Here is a 19,836-nt window from a genome sequence, read left to right on the forward strand (position 1 = left end):
CGGAAGACGTTTGCGACGACCTCCCCTCGAGCTCCATCCCAATCGGCCATGTCGGTACGAAATTGCCGGATGCCGAGGCAGCGCGGTTCGCCGCCCCTGCTCCGGAAGCTGACCTGACTCACTCTTGAGGCCGCGACCGCTACGTAAGCGCGGGAAAGCACCATTTGCAGACCGGCTTGAGGCGAATGTCGATCAGTCTTAGGCGGTCAGCGAGACCGCGACGGCGCTCAAGGCCTTGCGGGCATCCTCCGGCGCCAGCCGCACCTGCAATCCGCGCTGGCCGCCATTGATATAGACCAGTGCCTCGGCCAGCGCCGCCTCCTCGATCGCGGTGGGCACCTGCTTCTTCTGCCCGAACGGGCTGATGCCGCCGACATGATAGCCGGTCAACCGCTCGGCTTCCGCCGGCTTCATCATACTGGCCGATTTACCATGAAAGGCAGCGGCCAGTTTCTTCATGCTGACCTCGCGATCGGACGGCACGACGACACAGACCGGCTTCCCGTCAACCTCCGCCATCAGCGTCTTCAGGACACGCCGAGGCTCCTCGTCCAAAGCCTCCGCCGCCGCCATGCCGATCCGGTCGGCGGAAGGGTCATAGTCATAGCTGTGAACCGTAAACGCCGCCCCCGCCTTGGTCAGCGCCAACGTCGCCCGCGTGCTTTTCGACATGGCCTCAGCCCTCCAGAAACCGCTCGTAAATCTCCGGCTTGAACCCGGCGATGAACTGGCCGTCTCGATTGAGGATCGGCCGTTTGATCATCGAAGGCTGGGCGAGCATCAGGGCGACGGCCTTCTCAGGGTTGAGGTCCTGCTTGTCGGCATCCGCAAGCGCGCGGAATGTCGTGCCGGCGCGGTTGAGCACGGTTTCCCAGCCAAGCGCCGCCGTCCAGCGTTCGAGATCGGCGCGCGCAACGCCCGACGCCTTGTAGTCGTGGAAATGATAGGCGACGTCATTGCCGTCCAGCCAGGTCCGCGCCTTCTTCATCGTGTCGCAATTCTTGATGCCGTAGATCGTCACGCTCATGCTTCATGCCATCCCTTTGCTGCAGGCGAAGCGGGATAGCATGAAGGAGACGGCCTGAAAATACGGCAGTAGTGGGCGGCCATCAGGCCTCCAGCGTTCCCGGCTTGCGGACGGCCTTTGTCTTTTCGGCACAGGCAATCTTCATCAGGTTGTCGCGGCGACGGGCGAAGCGCTGCGAGGTGCGGGTGGCGATCAGCCCGGCCTGCGGGGCCTGCAGATCGACTGTGCCGCCCTCGGTTCCCGGCGCGGTGATGATCGTCGCCAGAAGATCGCCGGCCTCGACATTGTCGCCGATATTGCGGTGAAACAGCACGGTGCCGGACAGCGGCGCGCGGATCATCTCGATATTGTCGAGCGGTGTCGCTGGTCCGGTAAACGCGGTAAGCGGGTTTGCGTCGCTGGCGACGACGCCACGGGCGACGAGGAAATGGAACAGGCCTCTAGCATCCTTGCGCGCCATGTCCGGATAGACATCCCGAGTGCCCCGCAGTTCCAATGTCGTCGATAGCCGGCCGGGCAGACGGCTGGCCTTCTCGCCGGTCTCGTATTTCCAGGCGTATCCGACCGCCTCCTCGAAGGCCGAGCTTTCGCCGTCTGCCAGGAACACCACGGCCATGTCGAGTGCTGCGGCGAGATCGGACGCCTCCGGCCAGAAGGCCTCGTCAATATAGGCATATTGCAGGGATTCGTCGTCGCAGTGCAGGTCGAGCACCAGATCGGCACCGAGCGCCATATGCAGCAACTGCCGCTTCAACCGGTCCACCGCCGTGTAACGGTCGAGATCGGCGATCAGCGTCTCGCGCTCGCCAAGCGAAACCAGCGGGAATTCGCGATTGAAATTGGTGCGCGAACCGAGATCGAAGCGGCCCTGGGGATCGCCGAAATGCGACTGCGCGCCGCCGATCGGATTGGCCTGCGGCACGATGGTGATATCGCCCCGAATGGCGCCATCAGCCTCGGCCTTGCGCAAGTGTTCGCAGAGGAAATGCAGAAGCGCCGTGCCGGGCAGTTCATTGGCATGCAGCGCTGCCTGCAGATAGACCTTCGGCGCCGTGGGATCACTGCCCTTGAACCGGATGACCGGCAGGCGAAAGCTCGTGCCGATCGTGTCGCCCTCGATGATAACTTCGGAAATGTTCATGCGCAGCCTCTCCCGTTTTGAGGAGCTTATGCGGTCTTGCGACGGCTGGTGCAAGACGCCAAAAATCGCGGCTAAACCGCGATGGATCACGCTTTGCCGGAAACGGAACGACGCGCTGGCAATCCACGCGTCGCTGCAATCTCCGGCTTGCGCCGACTACTGGTCGAGAAAGGTCCGGATCGCCTTGACGGACGCTTCGGGCTGCTCCTCCATCAACCAATGGCCGGAAGCCGGGATCACCACTTCGGTGACATTGTCGGCCGCGGCGCGGGCAACGACAGCCATGGTCGATCCGAACGACGTCTCGCCGCCGATCGCAAGAACCGGCATGGTCAGCTTGCCCCTTGCCAGAAGCGCCGCGTTGTCGACGGCATCCTGATCGAAGGCCAGGAACTGGGCAAAGCCGGCATGCATGGCGCCGGGCTGCGCATAGAGCGCCGCGTAATGTTCACGCGCCGCCTCGTCCCACTTTTTCGGATCAGCCGAGAATTCATTCCAGAAACGGTCGAGATAGATGCGCTCGCGGCCGGCGACCAGGCGCTCCATGTCCGGGCCACCGAAATGGAAATGCCACAGCAGCGGATGCTTGAGAATCTGCTCCCAAGGACCGACACCCGGGATCGGCGCATCCATCAGCACGAACTTGCCGACCTCCTGCGGATACTGGGCGACGAAGGCATAACCGACCATGTTGCCGATATCATGGGCGACGACATCGGTCTTTTCGACATTCAAGGCCTTCAGCACGCCGGCAATATCCTGCCCTTGCGTCTTCTTGTCGTAACCCTTGTCCGGCTTTGCCGACAGGCCCATGCCGCGCAGGTCGGGCACGATCACCGTATGATCGCGTGCGAGCTCCGTTGCCAGCGGCACCCACATGTCGCCGGTTTCACCGTAGCCGTGCAGCAGCGTCACGGCCGGGCCTTTGCCGCCGATGCGCACATGCAGCGTCGTGCCGTTGGTTTCGATCTCCTGCGTCGTAAACTCCGCAGGATATTGCGGAACGCCGGCGGCGAAGACCGGGGAGGAAAAGGCGATGACGGCACTGGCAATCAACGAGCGGAACATGGGGAAGATCCTGTCCTTGCGGCAGACCGGATTGGCTGCCTGATGACTGCAAGCTCGCACACTGCAGGGGTTCGGACTAGCCGGAGAAATCCGGAACTGCCGTTCGGAAAAACAGAACGGCAATTCCAGTGGATCGTCATCACCCCAGAAGCGGCCAGCGGTCGAGACATTCATACCGGCTCTTGCCGATGATGCTGCGGACAAGGACGAACTCGCGGGCGGTCCAGGTTACGCGCTCGGCAACGAGATGTTCCGGAATGGGCTTATCGTCATAAACCAGCGTCATATGCGGCAGGAAGCGCGGATTGTAGGTGAAGGTCAGGCCGACCGCCCACATTTCCTTGGCGATCTGCACATGCAGGTCCATCATCTCCTCGCTGCGCATGGCATTGGTCAGCACAACGGCGTTCGGCCCGGCGAAATACGAGACCCGGTCGAAGGCTACCTCGAAGGGCATCGCCTTGATCGTCGACATCGCCGCCGAAACGGCAAAGATCGTCTCTTCGGGAACACCGTTATACCGGCCGACGCCGTTTAGCGACACATGCATCAGGTCCTGCGGGCGCGGTACACCCGACAGGTCGTGACGGCGGACGGTATCGCGGCCGATATCGGCCGCGCGCAGGGCCACGTCCCGCTCCGGCATCAGGGCAAGGAAGAGATTGCTCGCTCCGAAATCCCCGACACGTCTGTTGCGCGGCCTCATCCCCGCCCCTCCATTGCCGAACGCGAACGATTGCTGATCGGCGCGCACGACTTCATTCCCGGCTGTTTCAAGCATGGCAAACCTCACCTCTTTCTGGATGCGGCCAGTATACGTGAGTCCACGTTTCGATCAAGAACAAAACAAGAACATTGTGAATTTATTCCCACAAAGCGGAACGCAGAACGCGCAAGAAACGGGTGGCTTTCGCGCGAAAACTGATCGAAAATCGGACCATGATCCAGGTTAAAAAGACAATTTCCTCGCCGGTCGGCCGGCTCACGCTCGTCGCGCGCGGCGAAGGGCTGGCGGCGATCCTGTGGGAGAACGACGATCCGAAGCGCGTGCGGCTTGGCCCTTCCGTTGAGGACGGCGACCACCCGGTCATCGAGGAGGCCGAGCGGCAGCTGCGGCAATATTTCGATGGCAGCCGCACCGGCTTTTCCGTGACGCTCGACCTCGTCGGCACGGAATTTCAGAAAGCGACCTGGCATGCGCTGCTGACGATCCCTTACGCAGAAACGCGGACCTATGCCGAGATTGCCCGCCAGATCGGCAGCCCGAAGGCCTTCCGCGCCATGGGTGCCGCCAATGGGCGCAATCCGGTGTCGATCATCGTGCCCTGCCACCGGGCGATCGGCTCGGACGGCCTGCTGCACGGCTTTGCCGGTGGGCTGGAGGCCAAGCGCTACCTGCTGGACCTCGAAATGAACCACCGGTGCGCCGCGGCCTGAGCGGCCGGCGAGACCACGCTCCGCCCGGCGGGAGCGAAGCGAAGGAGAAAATCATGGCCGAGAGAGCCCAGACCTATCACATTTTCGAAACGGCCGGGGGCTGGTGCGGCATCGCCTGGAACGACGTCGGCGTCACGCGTTTTCAGCTGCCGACACGCAGCCTGGATGCGACCGAGCGGAACATGCTGCGCCGCGTGCCCAGTGCCGAACGGGGCATGCCGACGCCGGCAATCGCCGAGACCATCGCCGCCGTAAAACGCTATTTCGACGGCGAGACAATCGATTTTTCAAATGTACAGCTTGACCTCGAAGGCCAGGAGGATTTCTTCCGGCAGATCTATACCGCCTTGCGCCGCGTCGGCTGGGGGCGCACCACCACTTATGGCACGCTGGCCAGGGAACTCGGTGCCGGCCCGCAGGCTGCGCGCGATGTCGGTCAGGCCATGGCGAAAAACCCGATTCCGCTGATCATTCCCTGCCACAGGGTGTTGGCGGCCGGTGGCAAGGTCGGTGGCTTCTCGGCCCCCGGCGGCGCCACCGCCAAGGTCCACATGCTGGAGCTGGAAGGCGTGCGCCTTGGACCGCCGGAGCCGACGCAGCAATCGCTGCTGCTGTAGCGCCGCCGGCAGAGGTGTGCACGACTATTGCTGCAGGTCGGCCATATCGTAGAGCGGGCGGATTTCGATCTCGCTCGGTCCGGGCATCGGGTTGGGGCAACGCTTGACCCATTCGACCGCCTCGTCCATGTCCTTGACATTCCACAGCCAGAAGCCGGCGACCAGTTCGCGCGCCTCGGCGAACGGGCCGTCGATCACCTTGCGACTGGGGCCATCGAAGGCGATCCGCTTGCCCGCCGACGAAGGCTTTAGCCCGTCGGCGGCGACGAGGATACCAGCGGCCTCCAGTTCATCGTTGAACCGACCCATCGCCTCCATCATCTCGTTGGTTTCGGGCGTCGGGAAAAAGCCCTTTTCACTGTCTTCGGTCGCCTTCACGAGAACCATCACACGCATCACCTGTCTCCTTGTTGAAGCCGGTCTGACCGGCCGGACATCACAACGACGAACGGCCCGCCGGAAAATCGACAGCACGCCGCAGATTTTTCAATGGTAGAGGATGGACGAGCGACATCAAGGCTGGCCGCCGCGATACGCCCCCCCCTCTTGCGCGCCGCTATCCCTTGCGCTATATACTGAACCAAATGGTTCAGCATTCATCACCCCATCTCAATGCCGCCTTCGCAGCCCTGTCCGACGCCACAAGACGTGGCGTGCTGGAGCAGCTCGGACGTGCCGACGCCTCGATCACCGAGCTTGCCGACAGGTTCCACATGACCCTGACGGGCATGAAGAAGCATGTCGGCGTGCTGGAGCAGGCGGGGCTGGTCCAGACGGAGAAGATCGGCCGCGTGCGCACCTGCAGGCTCGGTTCCCGCCGGCTGGAGGATGAGGCAGCGTGGATCGAGCGCTATCGCCAGCTCTGGACGGCGCGCTTCGACGATCTGGATGCAGTTCTTGAGGATGTGAAACGGAAGGAGAAAACCAATGGATGAGCAAAGGCAGGCAGAATCCACCTTCATGGACCAGCGCACGACGGTCGAACGCAAATCGGACCGGGAACTGGTCGTGACGCGCTTCTTCGATGCCCCGGCGCGCCTCGTGTTCGAGGCCTGGACGAAGCCTGAACTGTTCATGCGCTGGTGGGCGCCGAAATCCTCCGGCGTTCCGCTGTTTTCCTGCGACATGGACGTCCGCACCGGCGGCGGCTACCGCGTCGCCTTCGGCCATGACGCCGAAAACACCATGGAATTCTTCGGAAAATATCTCGAAGTCATCCCCAACGCCCGCCTCGTCTGGACAAACGAGGAAAGCCCGGACGCGGCACTCACCACCGTCACCTTCGAGGACAAGGGCGACAGGACGCTGCTCACCCTGCACGAACGCTACCCCAACAAGGAAGCCCTCGACGAAGCCATTTCCGGCATGGAATGCACGCCCGCACAGTTCGATCAGCTGGAGGAACTGCTGGCTACGCTCAAGGCTTGAGGGTTACAGAGCGGATCAATGGAGCGGCGGCAGTCATATGCCGCCGTCAGTTCGCGGAAGCGACCGGCCCATATTCTCCGTCGTGCTCGGGCCTGTCCCGAGCATCTACCAGGGTATGATTTTGCTGGCATTTGCAGATCCTCGGCACAGGGCCGAGGATGACGGAGGCAAGTTCAACGACGGCAGTCAATGCCGCCGTTCGCCTTCTCACTCCCACTCGATCGTGCCGGGCGGCTTGCTCGTCACGTCGTAGACCACCCGGTTGATGCCGCGGACTTCGTTGATGATGCGGGTGGCGGCGCGGCCGAGGAATTCCATGTCGTAGTGGTAGAAATCCGCCGTCATGCCGTCGACGGAGGTGACGGCGCGCAGGGCGCAGACGAATTCATAGGTGCGGCCATCGCCCATGACGCCGACGGTCTGGACCGGCAAGAGCACGGCGAAGGCCTGCCAGATGGCATCATAGAGGCCGGCCTTGCGGATTTCGTCGAGATAGACGGCGTCCGCCTCGCGCAGGATTTCCAGCTTTTCACGGGTGATGCCGCCCGGGCAGCGGATGGCAAGGCCCGGTCCCGGGAAGGGATGACGGCCGATGAAGCTGTCCGGCAGGCCGAGTTCCTTGCCGAGAATGCGGACCTCATCCTTGAACAGTTCGCGCAGGGGCTCGACCAACTGCATGTTCATGCGGGCAGGCAAGCCGCCGACATTGTGGTGCGATTTGATGGTGACCGAGGGGCCGCCGGTGAAGGAAACGCTTTCGATCACATCCGGATAGAGCGTGCCCTGGGCAAGGAATTCGGCGCCGCCGAGCTTCTTGGCTTCCGCCTCGAACACGTCGATGAACAGGCGGCCGATCGTCTTGCGCTTGGTTTCCGGATCGCTCTCGCCTTCCAACGCATTGATGAACATGTCGGATGCATCGACATGGACGAGATGCAGGTTGTAGTGCTCCTTGAACATGGCGACGACATCGGCCGCCTCGTTCTTGCGCATCAGGCCGTGGTCGACGAGGATGCAGGTCAGCTGGTCGCCGACCGCCTCGTGGATGAGCAGTGCCGCGACGGAACTATCGACGCCACCGGACAGGCCGCAGATGACGCGCTTGTCGCCGACTTGGCGGCGGATTTCGGCAACGGCCTTGTCGCGATAGGCGGCCATCGACCAGTCGCCCTTGAGGCCGGCGATCTTGTGGACGAAATTGGCGAGAAGCTTGGCGCCATCCGGCGTGTGCACGACTTCCGGATGGAACTGCACGGCATAGAAGCGCTTGGCTTCGTTGGCGATGAAGGCGAAGGGGGCGTTCGGCGAGGTGGCGACGACCTCGAAGCCGGGGGGAATCGCGGTAACGCGATCGCCATGGCTCATCCAGACCTGATGGCGCGAGCCGACGGCCCACAGCCCGTCGTAAAGCGCGCAGTCCTTGTCGATCTCGATGAAGGCGCGGCCGAATTCGCGGTGATGACCGGCCTCGACCTTGCCGCCGAGCTGTTCGCACATGGTCTGCTGACCATAGCAGATGCCGAGAACCGGAAGGCCGCTGTCGAAGATGATTTTTGGCGCGCGCGGGGAACCGATATCGAGCGTCGATGCTGGGCTGCCCGACAGGATGATCGCCTTCGGATTGAGCCGCTTGAAGCCCTCTTCCGCCGACTGGAACGGAACGATCTCGCAGTAGACGCCGGTCTCGCGCACCCGGCGCGCGATCAGCTGGGTGACCTGGCTGCCGAAATCGACGATGAGAACGGTATCGGGATGGACTGTCGCTGTCATGACGCGCTTCCGTGGGCTTGGGGGATCATGGCGAGCCTTTAATGAAAGCAGGGCCTAAGAGCAACGATTACATTGCACCCGGACAATTTCAGACCTTGATACGAATTTTTGTATGCACAAAAATCAACCATGCTATAATCGGGCACCTGAACTTGGAGACGCGATGTCCGAAGCATTGGGCAGGCTGACGATCAACTATGACCCCGCCAAGAATGAGCAGAATATGCTTCAGCGTGGCCTTCCATTTTCACTCGTCGGAGAGTTTGAGTTCGATAGTGCCTTCATCGTTGTCGATGACCGATATGATTACGGCGAAGTGCGTCAGGCGGCTCTGGGTTTTATCAAACAACGGATCCATGTTCTGATTTTCACCATCCGGGCAGAAACGCTGTGGGTCATTTCGTTGCGCAAAGCAAACAAGCGGGAGATAAGACGTTATGTCGAATATCTTGAAGAAAAACCCTGAGACTTTGGCGAAGACCCCATTAGAGCGGGCTCGTCTGGCCTTGGCCGACATCAGCACAGAGGAGGATGCTTCGATTACCGCCGACGCGCTGCTGGATGCGGATAACCCGCCGGCCGGCGCGCTTTTTGCCAGGCGCGGGAGGCCTGCTGCGGAAAACCCGAAAGAACGTATAACGATCCGGGTGGATAGCGACGTTCTCACGCATTTCAAAGCGAATGGCCCGGGATGGCAAACCCGCGTCAATGCAGCGCTGCGCAAAGCAGCCGGCTTGCAGTAGATTACAGAGCGATGTCGCCCAATGCCAAAGCCTCTTCCAGCACATCGACGGCAGAGGCCAGCTTCTCGTCGATGACGTGGAGATATTCCGTCCAGTCGCCGATCTGCTTCAGCTCCGCCTTGCCATCGGAAATGCCGCGCAGGCCGATCAGCGGAATGCCGAAGGATTGGCAGGCGCGCAAGGCCGCGAAGGTTTCCATCTCCACCATGTCGGCGGCGATCGTGTCATAGGCGGCGCCCGAAACGATATTGGCGCCGGTCGATAGGCTCGCCGGTTTGACACCGGGAATCGAGAACGGCAGATCGACGGTAACGGGCAGGTCGAGGAAGGGGGTCGCGCCCTTGACGAAACCGAGCGGCGAGGCGTCCATATCGCGATAGGCGACCGAGGTCGCCTGATACACTTCCGCCTGTTCCAGCCGGGCGGAACCGGCCGAGCCGAGAGAAATGACCAGATCCGGCAGGCTTTCACGGGCGTTGAGTTCGGCAAGCGTGCGCGTCAAGACCACTGCAGCTTCCACCGGGCCGACCCCTGTCATCAGCGGCGAGATGCGGGCGCGCAGATGCGTGCCGTATTCCGCATCGACAGCCATGACGTAAAGCAGCGTCTTGCCCACCACAGGCTTCAGCTCGAAACTCATCCTTCGATCCCCTCGCGTCCACGGATCACCATCATCGTGCCGGTCATCGATGCGATGAGCTTGGCCGGGCCGTCGGAGGAAATCGCATAGCCACGGCCGTCGGAAACGATGATCGTGGTGCCGGGCTTGGTCACCTCGCCGCGAAACAGGAAGCGCTCGCCCCGTCCCGGCGACATCAGGTTGACCTTGAACTCGATGGTCAGGATCGAGGCGTCGGGATCGATGACGGAATAGGCGGCATAGGTGCCGGCCGCATCCAGCGCCGCCGAAATGATGCCGGCATGCAGGAAACCGTGCTGCTGCGTCAGTTTCTCGTCGAACGGCAACTCGATTTCCACCGTGCCCTGCTCCACCCGCGTCAGCTCGGCGCCGATCGTCGCCATGGCGGCCTGTCGGTTGAAACTCTTAGCGATGCGGTCGCGGAAATCCGCATTATGCCAGTCTGTCATCGGCCTGAACACATGCCCCCATGACCGGGCGCGATTGCCCGGTTGCGCTGCAACAGTGGCATGTGGCCGAGACCGGGACAAGTTCAATTCATCAGGAAAATCGACCCGTTGAGCAGGGTGGCAAAGGCGACCCAGGCGAGATAGGGCACGAACAGGATCGCCGAAAGATAATCTTGCCTGCGGGTCGCGGCGATGAAGGTGACGATCGAAACCAGCAATGCGATGATGACGATCAACGCCAGTGCGACCTCGTTTGCGCCGAAGAACAGCGGCGACCAGGCGAAGTTGAAGATCATCTGCGCCACCCACAGCCGCATCGCCGCTGAATGCCGGTGGTCGAGGAAAGTCCGGGCGCCGACGAAACCGATGATGACATAGAGCACGGACCAGACCGGCGCGAAGATCCAGTTCGGCGGATTGAACGACGGCTTGGCGAGCGACTGGTACCATTCGCCGGGAATATTGTTGATGCCGATGAGCAGGCCGCAGCCGAGCACGCAGACGACGAAGATGATATGGGTGAGGATACGGTTCATCCGACGGAGGTAGAGCGGGACGCTCCCAGGTCCAGTCCAGGCCATTCTCCCTTTCGCAGGCACGCTTTCGCACCCATATGCCCCTCATGAACCAGAACTTCCGCATCCGCCCCGCCGACACCGAGGACCTGCCAATGATCGGCGAAATTCTCGTCGAGACCTGGCGGCATACCTTTCGCGGTATCATCGACGACGCCTTTCTTGCCGGCATGAGCGAGCAGGATCAGATGATGCGCCACACGCGCCGCATGGGCATTGCAGGTGTCGCCTACCAAGCTGGTGTGGATACCGACGGCCTGATCGGGTTTGCCAACTATGGGCCTGCTCGTGGGTCAGTATCTTCCGGCGTGATGGAACTCTATTCGCTCTACATTCGCCCGGCCGCTCAGGGAATCGGTCTCGGCAAGGCACTGGTCAAGGCAGCCGCCACGGATTGCCGAAACCAAGGCGCAGAAGGCCTTTTCGCCTGGGTGCTGGCCGAAAACGCCAATCGCGGATTTTACGAATATCTCGGCGCCACAGCCTCGGCCCGGTCAACAATCCACGTCGGCAACAGTGATCACGAGCAGATCGCCTATCTCTGGCAGGACCTCGACGAACTCATCGAGATCTGATCCCGCCTCAGCCGAGGCGGACAATATGCTGATCCCAAGCCACCTCGCTCCTCGTCCAGCCAAACCATCCGTCATAGGACGACGCGACAAAATCATCCGCCGACGATGCGATCCCGGCCGCTTCGGCCAAGACAGTCTGCCGCAAAACCTTCCCCGACTTCGCATCGATCGTCACCTCTGCGCCGCCCTTCGGCGATGTCAGGCCGATGAGCCCGTGGCGCCGGTTGACGGCGATCGCCCCGACATAATTGGCAAGTGCCAGCGTCGTCTCCTCCGGCAGGTCGAGGAAGCGGATATCCTCACCCTTCGAGAAGGATCCTGCGAGCGGCGGCAGGTCGTTGCGCGCGCCCTCGTACTGGCAGGCAAACCAGATCCGGCCGTTGGCGTCGATATCGACATGGCGGGTCGATAGCTGGCGCAATTTGGCCGGCATGACATGTCGCTCGATCAGGCGACCGTCCCTTGTATCGATCAGCGCCAGCGACGGCTCCATGTGATCGAGATTGAGCTTGGTGCGGCCGAAGTCCGGATGGGTCTCGATGCCGCCATTAGCGACGACGAGCATATGCCCGTCCATCCCAAGCGTCATGTCATGCGGCCCGATGCCATAGGACGGAAATTCGCCGATCCGCGCAAAGCCGTCGGTGCCGTCATAGACGCCGATCATGCCGCGGTTTTCGTCGAAGTCGTTTTCCGTCGCATAAAGCAGACGTCCGTCGGCGGAAAAGCAGCCATGGCCGTAGAAATGGCGGCCTTCCACCGATGTGATGACGATCGGCTCGATGCTGCCGTCAGGTGCGAAGATCATCGCGAACGTACCCGGACGGCGGGCAAAGGCGACGGCGCGATTGGCAACCGGGCTATAGGTCATGCCATGGGCCCGGGCCGGCAGCGGCATGCGATCGATGATCGCGCCTTCCTCGCTCAGCATCGCCACGCCATAGGCCCCATCGGGCGACCGGAACGCGGAGGCATAGATGGCGTCAGTGCGCGACAGCGCGACGGCCGCTTGCGGCGCGAGCGTCGCCACCCAGGCCGCGCCAGCCATCTTCAGGAAGTCCCGGCGGTCGGTCAGGACCCGCTTCGACGATATGTTTTGATATGCCATGACGTTCCGCCAGCACGCGAGTTGCCGTTGATCGACACGGCCTCAACACCCGTCACTCCTGTGCTTGTCACAGGAATCCAGCCACGCGAAGTCCTTCGCGTGAATGAGTCTTTCGCGTCGCGGACGCGACGCGGCTGGATCCCCGCCACAAGGGCGAGGATGACGGAAGTTAAAGCCTTCCGCAGTTTCCAATATTCCTCAATTCCACCCCTACAGCCAGCCCCGCCGCTTGAAATACAGAAACGGCAACACAGCCGACAGCACCATCATGCCGAGCGCCATCGGATAGCCGAACTCAAACTTCAGTTCCGGCATGATCTCGAAATTCATGCCGTAGATCGAGGCGACCAGCGTCGGCGGCAGGAAGACGACGGCGGCGACCGAGAAGATCTTGATGATCTGGTTCTGCTCGAGATTGATCAGGCCGAGCGTCGCATCGAGCAGGAAATTGATCTTGTTCGACAGGAACAGCGCATGGTCGCCGAGCGACGCCGCGTCGCGCTGGATCAGCTTGACGCGCTGCCGGCTTTCCTTGATCGCCTTGCGGGTACCGATGCCGTCAAGCGCCGTGTGATAGGCAACGAGGCGGCTGACGCTGACCAGGCTTTCGCGGATCACCGTCAGGAGATCACCCTTCTGGCCGATCTGCTCGATCAGCGACTGCAGGTCGCGGGTCTTCTTGGTCACCGTCGCATTGGTCTTGCGGAACACTTCGCGCGAAATGCCGTCGACCTCGTTGCCGACGCGCTCCAGCGCATCCGCCGTCCGATCAATCATCGCTTCCAAGAGCCCGATCATGGTCAGTTCACCGGTCTCGCAGGAGGCGCCGTTCAGCTTCTGCATGCGGGCCGCATAGATGTGAAACGGCTTCGGGTCGGCATGGCGCACCGTCACCAGCGTCGTGCCCTTCAGGATGAAGGTGATGGGAACCTTGACCGGATAATCGCCGTCGAGCTCGGTCGCGGCGGTCATGGTCATGAACTCGGCGCCATCCTCCTGGTAGAGGCGGGCCGAAAGCTCGATCTCCTGCATTTCGTCACGGGTCGGGATTTCGATGCCAAGCTCGCGCTCGACGGTCCTGATCTCGTCCTGCGAGGCGTTGAACAGGTCGAACCACACGATCGAGCTGGTCTCGGTCACGATCGAGCCGATCTCGGTCACGGCCGGAACGGTTCCGGTCTGGCCGGTTGCGGCATCAATGAGGACGAGCTGGTTGCCCTGGCTTTTGTAGGTGCGCAGCATATCGGGTTCCAATCTGGCAAGTCTATCGACCGCCAGCGGCACCCCTTGCGATCAGGGCCGGACGGTCGAAAACATCGAAGCTGTACTTCGACTGTCGGGGTTCATGATCCTTGATCCTTGTTTGGCGTGTTCGCCTTGAACACAGCCGACCCATTGCGCCAATATGGCCGCCCTGTCAACCGCTTGGCAGCCTTCCCCTTGCTCAGTCGCCGTCGGCGAACGAGAAGCCCGATGTCAATCCGATGGCGGCGCCAAAATCGAGGTTCAGGCGCTGCAGCACATCGTTGGTATTCTGCAGGATACGGTTCAACAGCGCCCGCTGTTCATCGTCGGCAATGGCCTCGTCGATCGGCAGGTCGATCTGGTCGGCATCGTCGACGATCGCCTGCAGCACATAGTTGACCGCGCTCACCACCGACTGGTCTTCCTGCGGCAAGAGCGCTTGCATGTCGGCGGCGTTGAACAGAGTCTGCAGCGCCATGAAATTCGCCGATAGCGCGGGCATCGTATTACCGGAGCGCCAGTAGATCGCCAGTTTCGGATGGCCCTTGTCCGGCTCGCCCTTGATGATGCCGGCATAGAACGGTCGCAGCCGCTGGTCGCGAATGCTTTCGACGCCATGCACAAGAATGCCCAGGAGTTCGGTCGCGGCCTCCTTGCCGTCACGATAGAGCGGATTGGCGGGGCCGGGATTCTTCCAGGCCGCCTGGATGCCATCGGGGTTTTCCCATTCGGCGCTCAGCTCAGTGGCGATGGCTTTCAGATTGTCGGCGATGGCGGCGCCATAGCGGCAGCGAAAGCTGCTCTTTTCCTGCGGCAAGACTTCGGCTCCGGTGCCGTAGAGCACATATTCCAGCGCACCCAGCCCCTGCGTCGCGACGCTCTTGCCCTTCAGCGTGTCGGGCGACGTCGCGGTCTCATCTCTGGTCGCCAGAATGCGCTGAACCTGCTTCAGGCCGGTGCTCTTGCGATCCGGAAAAAACAGGAAGCGTTCGAAGCGATTTCCCTCAATCACCGGCCCGACGCGAACGATCTCGATTGTCGACCACTGCTGCACCACTTCGTCGAACGTCATCTGGACGTCGCCCAGCGTTTCTTCCGATGGTTTCTCGCACAGCACATGCGCGGCCTCGGCCAGCGATTCGGTGCCTTCCATCAGGTCGCGGTAGCTAGGGCGGATGAAATCGTCGACGGCCTTTTTCATGACGTCGGGCACGGCTTCCTGCTTCAGGGTGGCGCGCGGCGCCGCCGCATCCTCGGCATCCTCGGCAAACGCGGAAAAGGAGAGCGTGGCGGACAGAATAAGGCTCATAAGCAAAGTGGGCCGATGGCGCATCAAAGGGACTCCAGGAATGTGATCAAGGCTTGCCTTTCGGCTTTTTCGAGAGCGGCAAAGCGGTCGCGGGCCTTTTGCGCCTCGCCGCCATGCCAGAGAATGGCTTCCGTGAGATTGCGCGCCCGCCCGTCATGCAGAAAGAACGTGTGCCCGCTCACCACCTTGGTCAGACCGATACCCCAAAGCGCCGGCGTGCGCCATTCCCTGCCCGATGCTTCGCCCACCTGCTGGCCATCGGCAAGTCCCTCGCCCATGTCGTGCAGCAGGAAATCGGAATAGGGCCAGATCAACTGGAAGGCATGCGCCTTGTTGCCGGCATCGCGGCGGGTGACGAATTTCGGCACATGGCAGGAAATGCAGCCGGTCTCGTAAAATACTTTCTTGCCATCAAGCGTTTCCGGGAAACTCGCCTTACGGCGGGCAGGTACGGCGAGGTTTTCCGAATAGAAGGTGATGAGGCCCAGAACCGGGTCTGGCGCTTCCGTATCGCCGAGCCGCGCCTGCACCCCATCGGCCATCGACAGGCATTTGGCCTGCGCGGCCGTGCAGTCGCCATGGCTGCGTTTGGCGGCGGGCGAGGAAATACCGATATCGCCGGCCAAAGCTTCCGCCGCCTGCTGCCGCACCGAGGCCGTCTGCGCCTTCCAGCCGAACCGGCCGAGCACCAACTGTCCGGACTGTGGATCGCGCACCATCGCTGCCTTGCCGCTGATCCCGTCGCCGTCCCGGTCATCGGGATCGGCGTTGGCGATTATATCGGCGGAATGGATAGCCTCGACCAGCCCGAGCCCGCCCATTGCCTGTGTCACACGCGGCGACAATGTCGTTTCCGCGTCGAGCGGCCCATAACCCAATTCCGCAATCGAATATTCCGGCTGGCGCAGCGACACGATCTCGCCGTCGGCAAGCGTCATCGTCTTTTCGGTATAGCTGATCGTCATATGGCCTTCGGCGGGAAGACCGGGCACGGCGCTGTCCTGCAATTGCGCGCCATAGACGGGATCGGGGAAATTCAGCACGTCATGTGCCGCGACCGCCTGCCGCTCCGCTTCCGTCGCGGCCGGCCGGGCCAGCCGCAGGAACATCGACGTCGTATCCGTGGCCTCTTCCGGCGGATGGCCGCGCCCGTCCTTCAAATGGCATGTCTGGCAGGCGCGGGCATTGTAGAGCGGCCCCAGCCCGTCCGATGCCTGCGTCGAGGAAGGCGACGAGACCCAGAGCTTGCGAAACAGCGCATTGCCGAGCTTGAAACTTTCTTCCTCGGCAAAGGTGATATTGGCGGAGAACTGCGAAAAACTGTCCTGATTGACCGGCGCGATCGAGGTGCCGGCGCCACCCGCCATTGCCTCGAACTTCTCAGCCTTCTCGAAATTGACCGTCGGGCGGGTAACATTCTCGACACGCTTGCGGTCGGCCTCGGACAGGTCGGTGCGCGGTGACGCCAGATCCTCTACGTGGCTCTCGCTGTTTGCCGACGCGTTGTCGGCGTCATTCGTATCATCGGCAAGGGCAATTGAAGACCCCTCCCCAACCCCTCCCCACAAGGGGGAGGGGCTAGGCTGCTGCACTCTCCCACCATTCAGCGACACATCGAGCAAGGTGACAATTTTGTGTGGCGGTGCGACTGGGTTAAGCCCCTCCCCCTTGTGGGGAGGGGTTGGGGAGGGGTCTTTTGCGCCAAATGCAAAACTTTCCGTCCAAAAAACAGAAAAGCCGCCCGCCACGCAGCAGAATGCGATGGCAAGCGGCAGGATCAGACGGGGTAAGCCCCAAGCATTCATTCCGGACAACCGGGCCGCCGTCATGCGACGGCCCGCCTTTGCTTTCTTATTGGAAGACCGCGTTAGGATTATCCAGGCTGTCGGAACCTTCAAGCTCGATCGTGCCGAGATCGAGCGACGCAATGACGCGCTCGACGGTCTTGGCCTGGGCGACGAGGCCGTCGATGGCAGCCTGGACGACGGCGTTACCCTCGGCATTGCCCTCGGCGATCATCTGGTCGTATTTTTCGACCGTGTCGCCGCGCTTGGCCATGGCCTGCATCGCCGTGACGGTCGTCGCCAGCTTCTCCTTCATTTCCTTGTCGAGCGCCGGATCCTTGGCGGCAACGAGTTCGGACAGCGACGGGCCGGTCAGCTTGGTGCCGTCGGCCTTGGTATAGTCGCCGGTATAGGCGGCCTGGATACCGATGGCGTCGTGCAAATGCGAGTTGTAGGTGTTGTCGGAGAAGCAATCATGCTCTTCTTCCGGATCGTGCAGCAGCAGGCCGAGTTTCATGCGCTCGCCGGCCAGTTCGCCGTAGGACAGCGAGCCCATGCCGGTGAGGATAGCGGCGATGCCGGCCTTGGCGTCACCCTCGACAGTCTTGGTGGCCGCGCCATCCGGCGCCCAGTTACCGACCATTTCCTTCAAATCGGAAACCAGAAGTTCGCTGGCAGCCTTCAGATAGGCGGCGCGGCGATCGCAATTGCCGTTGGTGCAGGCCTTGGTGTCATAATCCGTGTACGGGCGGTTTCCGGCGCCCGCGCCGTTGCCGTTCAGGTCCTGGCCCCAGAGCAGGAATTCGATGGCGTGATATCCGGTTGCAACGTTCGCCTCGATACCGCCCGCTTCCTGCAGCGTACCTGACAGAAACTCCGGCGTGATGTTAGCAGCGTCGACATCCTTGCCGTCGATCTTGATCGTCTTGTTGGCGATGACATTGGCGGTGAACAGCGCGTTCTCGTCGCTCTCGGTACCGTAGCTCGGATCGACATAGTCGATCAAACCTTCGTCCAGCGGCCAGGCGTTGACCTTGCCTTCCCATTCATCGACGATCGGGTTGCCGAAACGGTAGACTTCGGTTTCCTGGTAGGGGTTGCGGGCCGCCAGCCAGGCTTCACGCGCCGCCTTCAGCGTCGCCTCGCTCGGCGTGGCGATCAGCGCATCGACGGCCTTGTCGAGCGCTTCGGCGGTCAACAGCGCATCGGCGTATTTCGCATGCGCGACTTCGGCATAATGCTTGACGACAGCGGCCGCATCGGTCGCCGCCTGCGCCGGCTGCAAGGCCAGCAAGGATGTCGCGGTGGCCAGCGCCAGCGCGGCGCTGCGAAGGAATGATTTGGTCATGACCTCTCCTGATATTTTTCCGAATGGATTCGGTGTTCCCCGCCGCCCGCAATGATGATCCCCGTCGCGCAAACCGCGCGGCCCGGACCATGGGCGTGGCTATTCAGCCCGGTTTTCATGAACCAAAACCAAACTTGTGTCAAAGTGTATAGTTTAGAACGTTTTCAATGTGCTGGGTGGCGATCGGACAGCCGAACACAACGCTCGAAAACCAAGCTCAGCCCTTCCTGCCCATCATGCAGAAGAAGAAGCCGTCTGTGTCGGTGGAAGCCGGCGTCAGCGTCACGGTCTTCATGTCCGCCGACCAGGGCTGGCGCTTGTCGGTGCCGAACAGGTCGGCCCAGGCGTCCGCCACCGACAGGATCTCGAAATCCGGGTTCTCCTCGCAGAACGCATAGACCTGCGCCTCGTTTTCCTGCGGCAGAACCGAACAGGTGACATAGATCAGGTGACCACCCGGTCGCACGAAGATCGAAGCCCCCGCGAGCGCTTCCTGCTGCTGGCCCAGCCGTTCGTCGAGGTTTTTTTGCGTCAGCCGCCATTTGGTATCCGGACGGCGGCGCCAGGTGCCGGTTCCGGTGCAGGGCGCATCGACGAGAACGCGGTCGCAGCGGCCGGCAAGCGGCTTCAGGCCTTCCAGCCGGTCGTGGACCTGGACATTGCGCGTGCCCGCCCGCCTCAGCCGTTCGATGATCGGGGCGAGCCGCTTGCGATCGGTGTCGTAAGCGTGAATCTGGCCCTTGTTGTTCATGGCCGCGGCCATGGCCAGCGTCTTGCCGCCACCGCCGGCGCAATAGTCGAGGATTTGGTCGCCTTCCTTCGGCATGACGAGATCGGCGACGATCTGCGATCCCTCGTCCTGAACCTCGAACCAGCCCTTTTCGAAGGAGATTTCGGCGGTGACATTGGGCAGGCGCGAAGCCCCCTCGCCCGCCTGCACCCGCACGCCATTGCGGGCGATCGCGGTCGGCTGGACGCCGCTTCGGTCAAGCGCCTTCAACACCTTGTCGCGGGATGCTTTCAACGTATTGGCGCGCAGGTCGAGCGCCGGACGTCCGGCCAGCGCCTGCGCTTCGGCGAGCCACTCGTCCTCGAAATTCTCCTCGAAGGACGGCTGCACCCATTCGGGGATATCGCCCTGCACATGCAGCGGCGCATCATCAAGCTTGCGGCTGGAGAAGGCGGACTTCATGTCGCCGGTCAAAGGCTCGGGGGCGAACCGGTCGCCCTCCAGTTCCTGCGCCAGTTGTTCGGGCGAAACGCCCCACTGGCGGAACATCACCGCATGACCGAGCGCCGTGGCGCTATCGCTGTCCATCAGAAAGGCATGCGACAGTTTCATCCGCAGCGCGTCATAGACGATATTGCCGATCGCCGCCCGGTCGCCGGATCCGGCGAAGCGGTGTGCCAGCCCCCAATCCTTGAGGGCATCGGCAACGGGACGCTTGCGCGTCTCTATATCGGCAAGAACCTCAATGGCTCCGGCGAGCCTGCCACCCAGTCGCATCGTTCAAACTCCATTTTCCGCCGTGGTAGCGGTGATGGACGTCAAGAGCAAGCAGGCAGTGCCGC

23 protein-coding genes are annotated in these 19,836 nt (G+C 62.1%); 7 read left to right on the forward strand and 16 right to left on the reverse strand.

Translation table 11 applies throughout. The features are described 5' to 3' along the window. Window positions 1–198: 198 nt before the first annotated feature. The 5 genes from ybaK to ACST81_RS22115 all read right to left on the reverse strand — a co-directional run bounded on the left by ybaK (window position 199) and on the right by ACST81_RS22115 (window position 4,017). Complete coding sequence (gene ybaK, locus ACST81_RS22095) at window positions 199–672, reverse strand: Cys-tRNA(Pro) deacylase (RefSeq protein ID WP_438750604.1); 474 nt, start codon at window positions 670–672, stop codon at window positions 199–201. Window positions 673–676: 4 nt separating this feature from the next. Continuing rightward, complete coding sequence (locus ACST81_RS22100) at window positions 677–1,027, reverse strand: ArsC family reductase (protein ID WP_438750605.1); 351 nt, start codon at window positions 1,025–1,027, stop codon at window positions 677–679. An 82-nt stretch (window positions 1,028–1,109) separates the two neighbouring features. Beyond that, window positions 1,110–2,168, reverse strand: coding sequence for a peptidase M14 (locus ACST81_RS22105; RefSeq protein WP_438750607.1), 1,059 nt, complete (start codon window positions 2,166–2,168; stop codon window positions 1,110–1,112). Between the two features lie 156 nt (window positions 2,169–2,324). Then, window positions 2,325–3,236 (reverse strand): alpha/beta fold hydrolase, encoded by a 912-nt coding sequence (locus ACST81_RS22110; protein ID WP_438750609.1) that lies wholly within the window; start codon window positions 3,234–3,236, stop codon window positions 2,325–2,327. A 139-nt stretch (window positions 3,237–3,375) separates the two neighbouring features. After that, window positions 3,376–4,017, reverse strand: a complete 642-nt coding sequence (locus ACST81_RS22115; protein WP_438750610.1) for a 2'-5' RNA ligase family protein — start codon at window positions 4,015–4,017, stop codon at window positions 3,376–3,378. Between the two features lie 158 nt (window positions 4,018–4,175). Between ACST81_RS22115 and ACST81_RS22120 the strand changes: the two genes are divergently transcribed. Both ACST81_RS22120 and ACST81_RS22125 read left to right on the forward strand, forming a co-directional pair. Then, complete coding sequence (locus ACST81_RS22120) at window positions 4,176–4,673, forward strand: methylated-DNA--[protein]-cysteine S-methyltransferase (RefSeq protein WP_438750612.1); 498 nt, start codon at window positions 4,176–4,178, stop codon at window positions 4,671–4,673. Window positions 4,674–4,726: 53 nt separating this feature from the next. Then, window positions 4,727–5,290 (forward strand): methylated-DNA--[protein]-cysteine S-methyltransferase, encoded by a 564-nt coding sequence (locus ACST81_RS22125; protein ID WP_438750614.1) that lies wholly within the window; start codon window positions 4,727–4,729, stop codon window positions 5,288–5,290. A 24-nt stretch (window positions 5,291–5,314) separates the two neighbouring features. Here the strand turns inward: ACST81_RS22125 and ACST81_RS22130 are convergent, their stop codons facing one another. Next, complete coding sequence (locus ACST81_RS22130) at window positions 5,315–5,686, reverse strand: YciI family protein (protein WP_438750616.1); 372 nt, start codon at window positions 5,684–5,686, stop codon at window positions 5,315–5,317. Window positions 5,687–5,874: 188 nt separating this feature from the next. On the opposite strand from ACST81_RS22130, the gene ACST81_RS22135 reads away from it, so the two are divergent. Together ACST81_RS22135 and ACST81_RS22140 are read left to right on the forward strand one after the other, a co-directional pair. Then, window positions 5,875–6,225 (forward strand): ArsR/SmtB family transcription factor, encoded by a 351-nt coding sequence (locus tag ACST81_RS22135; protein WP_438750618.1) that lies wholly within the window; start codon window positions 5,875–5,877, stop codon window positions 6,223–6,225. Continuing rightward, window positions 6,218–6,718: an SRPBCC family protein gene (locus tag ACST81_RS22140; protein ID WP_438750620.1), complete on the forward strand. Its 501-nt coding sequence runs from the start codon at window positions 6,218–6,220 to the stop codon at window positions 6,716–6,718. The genes ACST81_RS22135 and ACST81_RS22140 overlap by 8 nt, the downstream gene beginning before the upstream one ends. A 207-nt stretch (window positions 6,719–6,925) precedes the next feature. Here ACST81_RS22140 and guaA read toward each other — a convergent pair whose 3' ends face one another. Continuing rightward, window positions 6,926–8,488, reverse strand: a complete 1,563-nt coding sequence (gene guaA / locus ACST81_RS22145; protein WP_438750622.1) for a glutamine-hydrolyzing GMP synthase — start codon at window positions 8,486–8,488, stop codon at window positions 6,926–6,928. A gap of 163 nt (window positions 8,489–8,651) precedes the next feature. Between guaA and ACST81_RS22150 the strand changes: the two genes are divergently transcribed. Both ACST81_RS22150 and ACST81_RS22155 read left to right on the forward strand, forming a co-directional pair. Continuing rightward, a complete protein-coding gene (locus tag ACST81_RS22150) occupies window positions 8,652–8,954 on the forward strand; it encodes a BrnT family toxin (RefSeq protein WP_438750624.1) in 303 nt (100 codons plus the stop codon). After that, window positions 8,926–9,231 carry a BrnA antitoxin family protein gene (locus tag ACST81_RS22155; RefSeq protein WP_438750625.1) on the forward strand — a complete coding sequence of 102 codons (306 nt, stop codon included), beginning with the start codon at window positions 8,926–8,928 and terminating at the stop codon, window positions 9,229–9,231. The genes ACST81_RS22150 and ACST81_RS22155 overlap by 29 nt, the downstream gene beginning before the upstream one ends. 1 nt (window position 9,232) lies before the next feature. Here ACST81_RS22155 and ACST81_RS22160 read toward each other — a convergent pair whose 3' ends face one another. The 3 genes from ACST81_RS22160 to ACST81_RS22170 all read right to left on the reverse strand — a co-directional run bounded on the left by ACST81_RS22160 (window position 9,233) and on the right by ACST81_RS22170 (window position 10,856). Further along, complete coding sequence (locus tag ACST81_RS22160) at window positions 9,233–9,871, reverse strand: 5'-methylthioadenosine/S-adenosylhomocysteine nucleosidase (RefSeq protein WP_438750627.1); 639 nt, start codon at window positions 9,869–9,871, stop codon at window positions 9,233–9,235. Further along, entirely contained in the window at window positions 9,868–10,320 is a 453-nt protein-coding gene (locus ACST81_RS22165; RefSeq protein WP_438750629.1) for a PaaI family thioesterase, read from the reverse strand. The genes ACST81_RS22160 and ACST81_RS22165 overlap by 4 nt, the downstream gene beginning before the upstream one ends. Window positions 10,321–10,403: 83 nt before the next feature. Then, entirely contained in the window at window positions 10,404–10,856 is a 453-nt protein-coding gene (locus tag ACST81_RS22170) for a TspO/MBR family protein (RefSeq protein ID WP_438753763.1), read from the reverse strand. An 86-nt stretch (window positions 10,857–10,942) separates the two neighbouring features. Between ACST81_RS22170 and ACST81_RS22175 the strand changes: the two genes are divergently transcribed. Next, the gene (locus tag ACST81_RS22175; protein WP_438750631.1) at window positions 10,943–11,470 is read left to right on the forward strand and encodes a GNAT family N-acetyltransferase; all 528 of its coding nucleotides are present in this window, start codon (window positions 10,943–10,945) and stop codon (window positions 11,468–11,470) included. Between the two features lie 7 nt (window positions 11,471–11,477). On the opposite strand, the gene ACST81_RS22180 is transcribed toward ACST81_RS22175, so the two are convergent. From ACST81_RS22180 to ACST81_RS22205, 6 genes are all read right to left on the reverse strand, one after another. Continuing rightward, window positions 11,478–12,578 carry a DUF1513 domain-containing protein gene (locus ACST81_RS22180; RefSeq protein WP_438750633.1) on the reverse strand — a complete coding sequence of 367 codons (1,101 nt, stop codon included), beginning with the start codon at window positions 12,576–12,578 and terminating at the stop codon, window positions 11,478–11,480. Between the two features lie 210 nt (window positions 12,579–12,788). Continuing rightward, on the reverse strand, window positions 12,789–13,820 hold the full coding sequence (locus ACST81_RS22185; RefSeq protein ID WP_438750635.1) for a magnesium transporter CorA family protein: 1,032 nt from the start codon (window positions 13,818–13,820) through the stop codon (window positions 12,789–12,791). Between the two features lie 202 nt (window positions 13,821–14,022). Continuing rightward, window positions 14,023–15,156 carry an imelysin family protein gene (locus ACST81_RS22190; protein ID WP_438750637.1) on the reverse strand — a complete coding sequence of 378 codons (1,134 nt, stop codon included), beginning with the start codon at window positions 15,154–15,156 and terminating at the stop codon, window positions 14,023–14,025. Continuing rightward, complete coding sequence (locus ACST81_RS22195; RefSeq protein ID WP_438753765.1) at window positions 15,156–16,601, reverse strand: di-heme oxidoreductase family protein; 1,446 nt, start codon at window positions 16,599–16,601, stop codon at window positions 15,156–15,158. The genes ACST81_RS22190 and ACST81_RS22195 overlap by 1 nt, the downstream gene beginning before the upstream one ends. A gap of 382 nt (window positions 16,602–16,983) precedes the next feature. After that, window positions 16,984–18,264, reverse strand: a complete 1,281-nt coding sequence (locus ACST81_RS22200; RefSeq protein ID WP_438750638.1) for an imelysin family protein — start codon at window positions 18,262–18,264, stop codon at window positions 16,984–16,986. A gap of 217 nt (window positions 18,265–18,481) precedes the next feature. Then, window positions 18,482–19,771, reverse strand: coding sequence for an RsmB/NOP family class I SAM-dependent RNA methyltransferase (locus ACST81_RS22205; RefSeq protein ID WP_438750639.1), 1,290 nt, complete (start codon window positions 19,769–19,771; stop codon window positions 18,482–18,484). Between the last annotated feature and the right edge of the window lie 65 nt (window positions 19,772–19,836).

It is taken from the genome of Pararhizobium sp. O133, from assembly GCF_051669845.1.
Taxonomy (GTDB): domain Bacteria; phylum Pseudomonadota; class Alphaproteobacteria; order Rhizobiales; family Rhizobiaceae; genus Pararhizobium.

Excerpts from the sequence above, each read along its gene's own strand:
- ybaK (WP_438750604.1), bottom strand. The coding sequence starts at position 672 with ATGTCGAAAAGCACGCGGGCGACGTTGGCGCTGACCAAGGCGGGGGCG.
- ACST81_RS22110 (WP_438750609.1), bottom strand. The coding sequence starts at position 3,236 with ATGTTCCGCTCGTTGATTGCCAGTGCCGTCATCGCCTTTTCCTCCCCG.
- ACST81_RS22180 (WP_438750633.1), bottom strand. The coding sequence starts at position 12,578 with ATGGCATATCAAAACATATCGTCGAAGCGGGTCCTGACCGACCGCCGG.
- ACST81_RS22170 (WP_438753763.1), bottom strand. The coding sequence starts at position 10,856 with ATGAACCGTATCCTCACCCATATCATCTTCGTCGTCTGCGTGCTCGGC.
- ACST81_RS22205 (WP_438750639.1), bottom strand. The coding sequence starts at position 19,771 with ATGCGACTGGGTGGCAGGCTCGCCGGAGCCATTGAGGTTCTTGCCGAT.
- ACST81_RS22105 (WP_438750607.1), bottom strand. The coding sequence starts at position 2,168 with ATGAACATTTCCGAAGTTATCATCGAGGGCGACACGATCGGCACGAGC.
- ACST81_RS22200 (WP_438750638.1), bottom strand. The coding sequence starts at position 18,264 with ATGACCAAATCATTCCTTCGCAGCGCCGCGCTGGCGCTGGCCACCGCG.
- ACST81_RS22185 (WP_438750635.1), bottom strand. The coding sequence starts at position 13,820 with ATGCTGCGCACCTACAAAAGCCAGGGCAACCAGCTCGTCCTCATTGAT.
- ACST81_RS22120 (WP_438750612.1), top strand. The coding sequence starts at position 4,176 with ATGATCCAGGTTAAAAAGACAATTTCCTCGCCGGTCGGCCGGCTCACG.
- ACST81_RS22175 (WP_438750631.1), top strand. The coding sequence starts at position 10,943 with ATGAACCAGAACTTCCGCATCCGCCCCGCCGACACCGAGGACCTGCCA.
- ACST81_RS22140 (WP_438750620.1), top strand. The coding sequence starts at position 6,218 with ATGGATGAGCAAAGGCAGGCAGAATCCACCTTCATGGACCAGCGCACG.
- ACST81_RS22100 (WP_438750605.1), bottom strand. The coding sequence starts at position 1,027 with ATGAGCGTGACGATCTACGGCATCAAGAATTGCGACACGATGAAGAAG.
- ACST81_RS22135 (WP_438750618.1), top strand. The coding sequence starts at position 5,875 with ATGGTTCAGCATTCATCACCCCATCTCAATGCCGCCTTCGCAGCCCTG.
- ACST81_RS22190 (WP_438750637.1), bottom strand. The coding sequence starts at position 15,156 with ATGCGCCATCGGCCCACTTTGCTTATGAGCCTTATTCTGTCCGCCACG.
- ACST81_RS22160 (WP_438750627.1), bottom strand. The coding sequence starts at position 9,871 with ATGAGTTTCGAGCTGAAGCCTGTGGTGGGCAAGACGCTGCTTTACGTC.
- ACST81_RS22155 (WP_438750625.1), top strand. The coding sequence starts at position 8,926 with ATGTCGAATATCTTGAAGAAAAACCCTGAGACTTTGGCGAAGACCCCA.
- guaA (WP_438750622.1), bottom strand. The coding sequence starts at position 8,488 with ATGACAGCGACAGTCCATCCCGATACCGTTCTCATCGTCGATTTCGGC.
- ACST81_RS22130 (WP_438750616.1), bottom strand. The coding sequence starts at position 5,686 with ATGCGTGTGATGGTTCTCGTGAAGGCGACCGAAGACAGTGAAAAGGGC.
- ACST81_RS22115 (WP_438750610.1), bottom strand. The coding sequence starts at position 4,017 with ATGCTTGAAACAGCCGGGAATGAAGTCGTGCGCGCCGATCAGCAATCG.
- ACST81_RS22165 (WP_438750629.1), bottom strand. The coding sequence starts at position 10,320 with ATGACAGACTGGCATAATGCGGATTTCCGCGACCGCATCGCTAAGAGT.
- ACST81_RS22125 (WP_438750614.1), top strand. The coding sequence starts at position 4,727 with ATGGCCGAGAGAGCCCAGACCTATCACATTTTCGAAACGGCCGGGGGC.
- ACST81_RS22150 (WP_438750624.1), top strand. The coding sequence starts at position 8,652 with ATGTCCGAAGCATTGGGCAGGCTGACGATCAACTATGACCCCGCCAAG.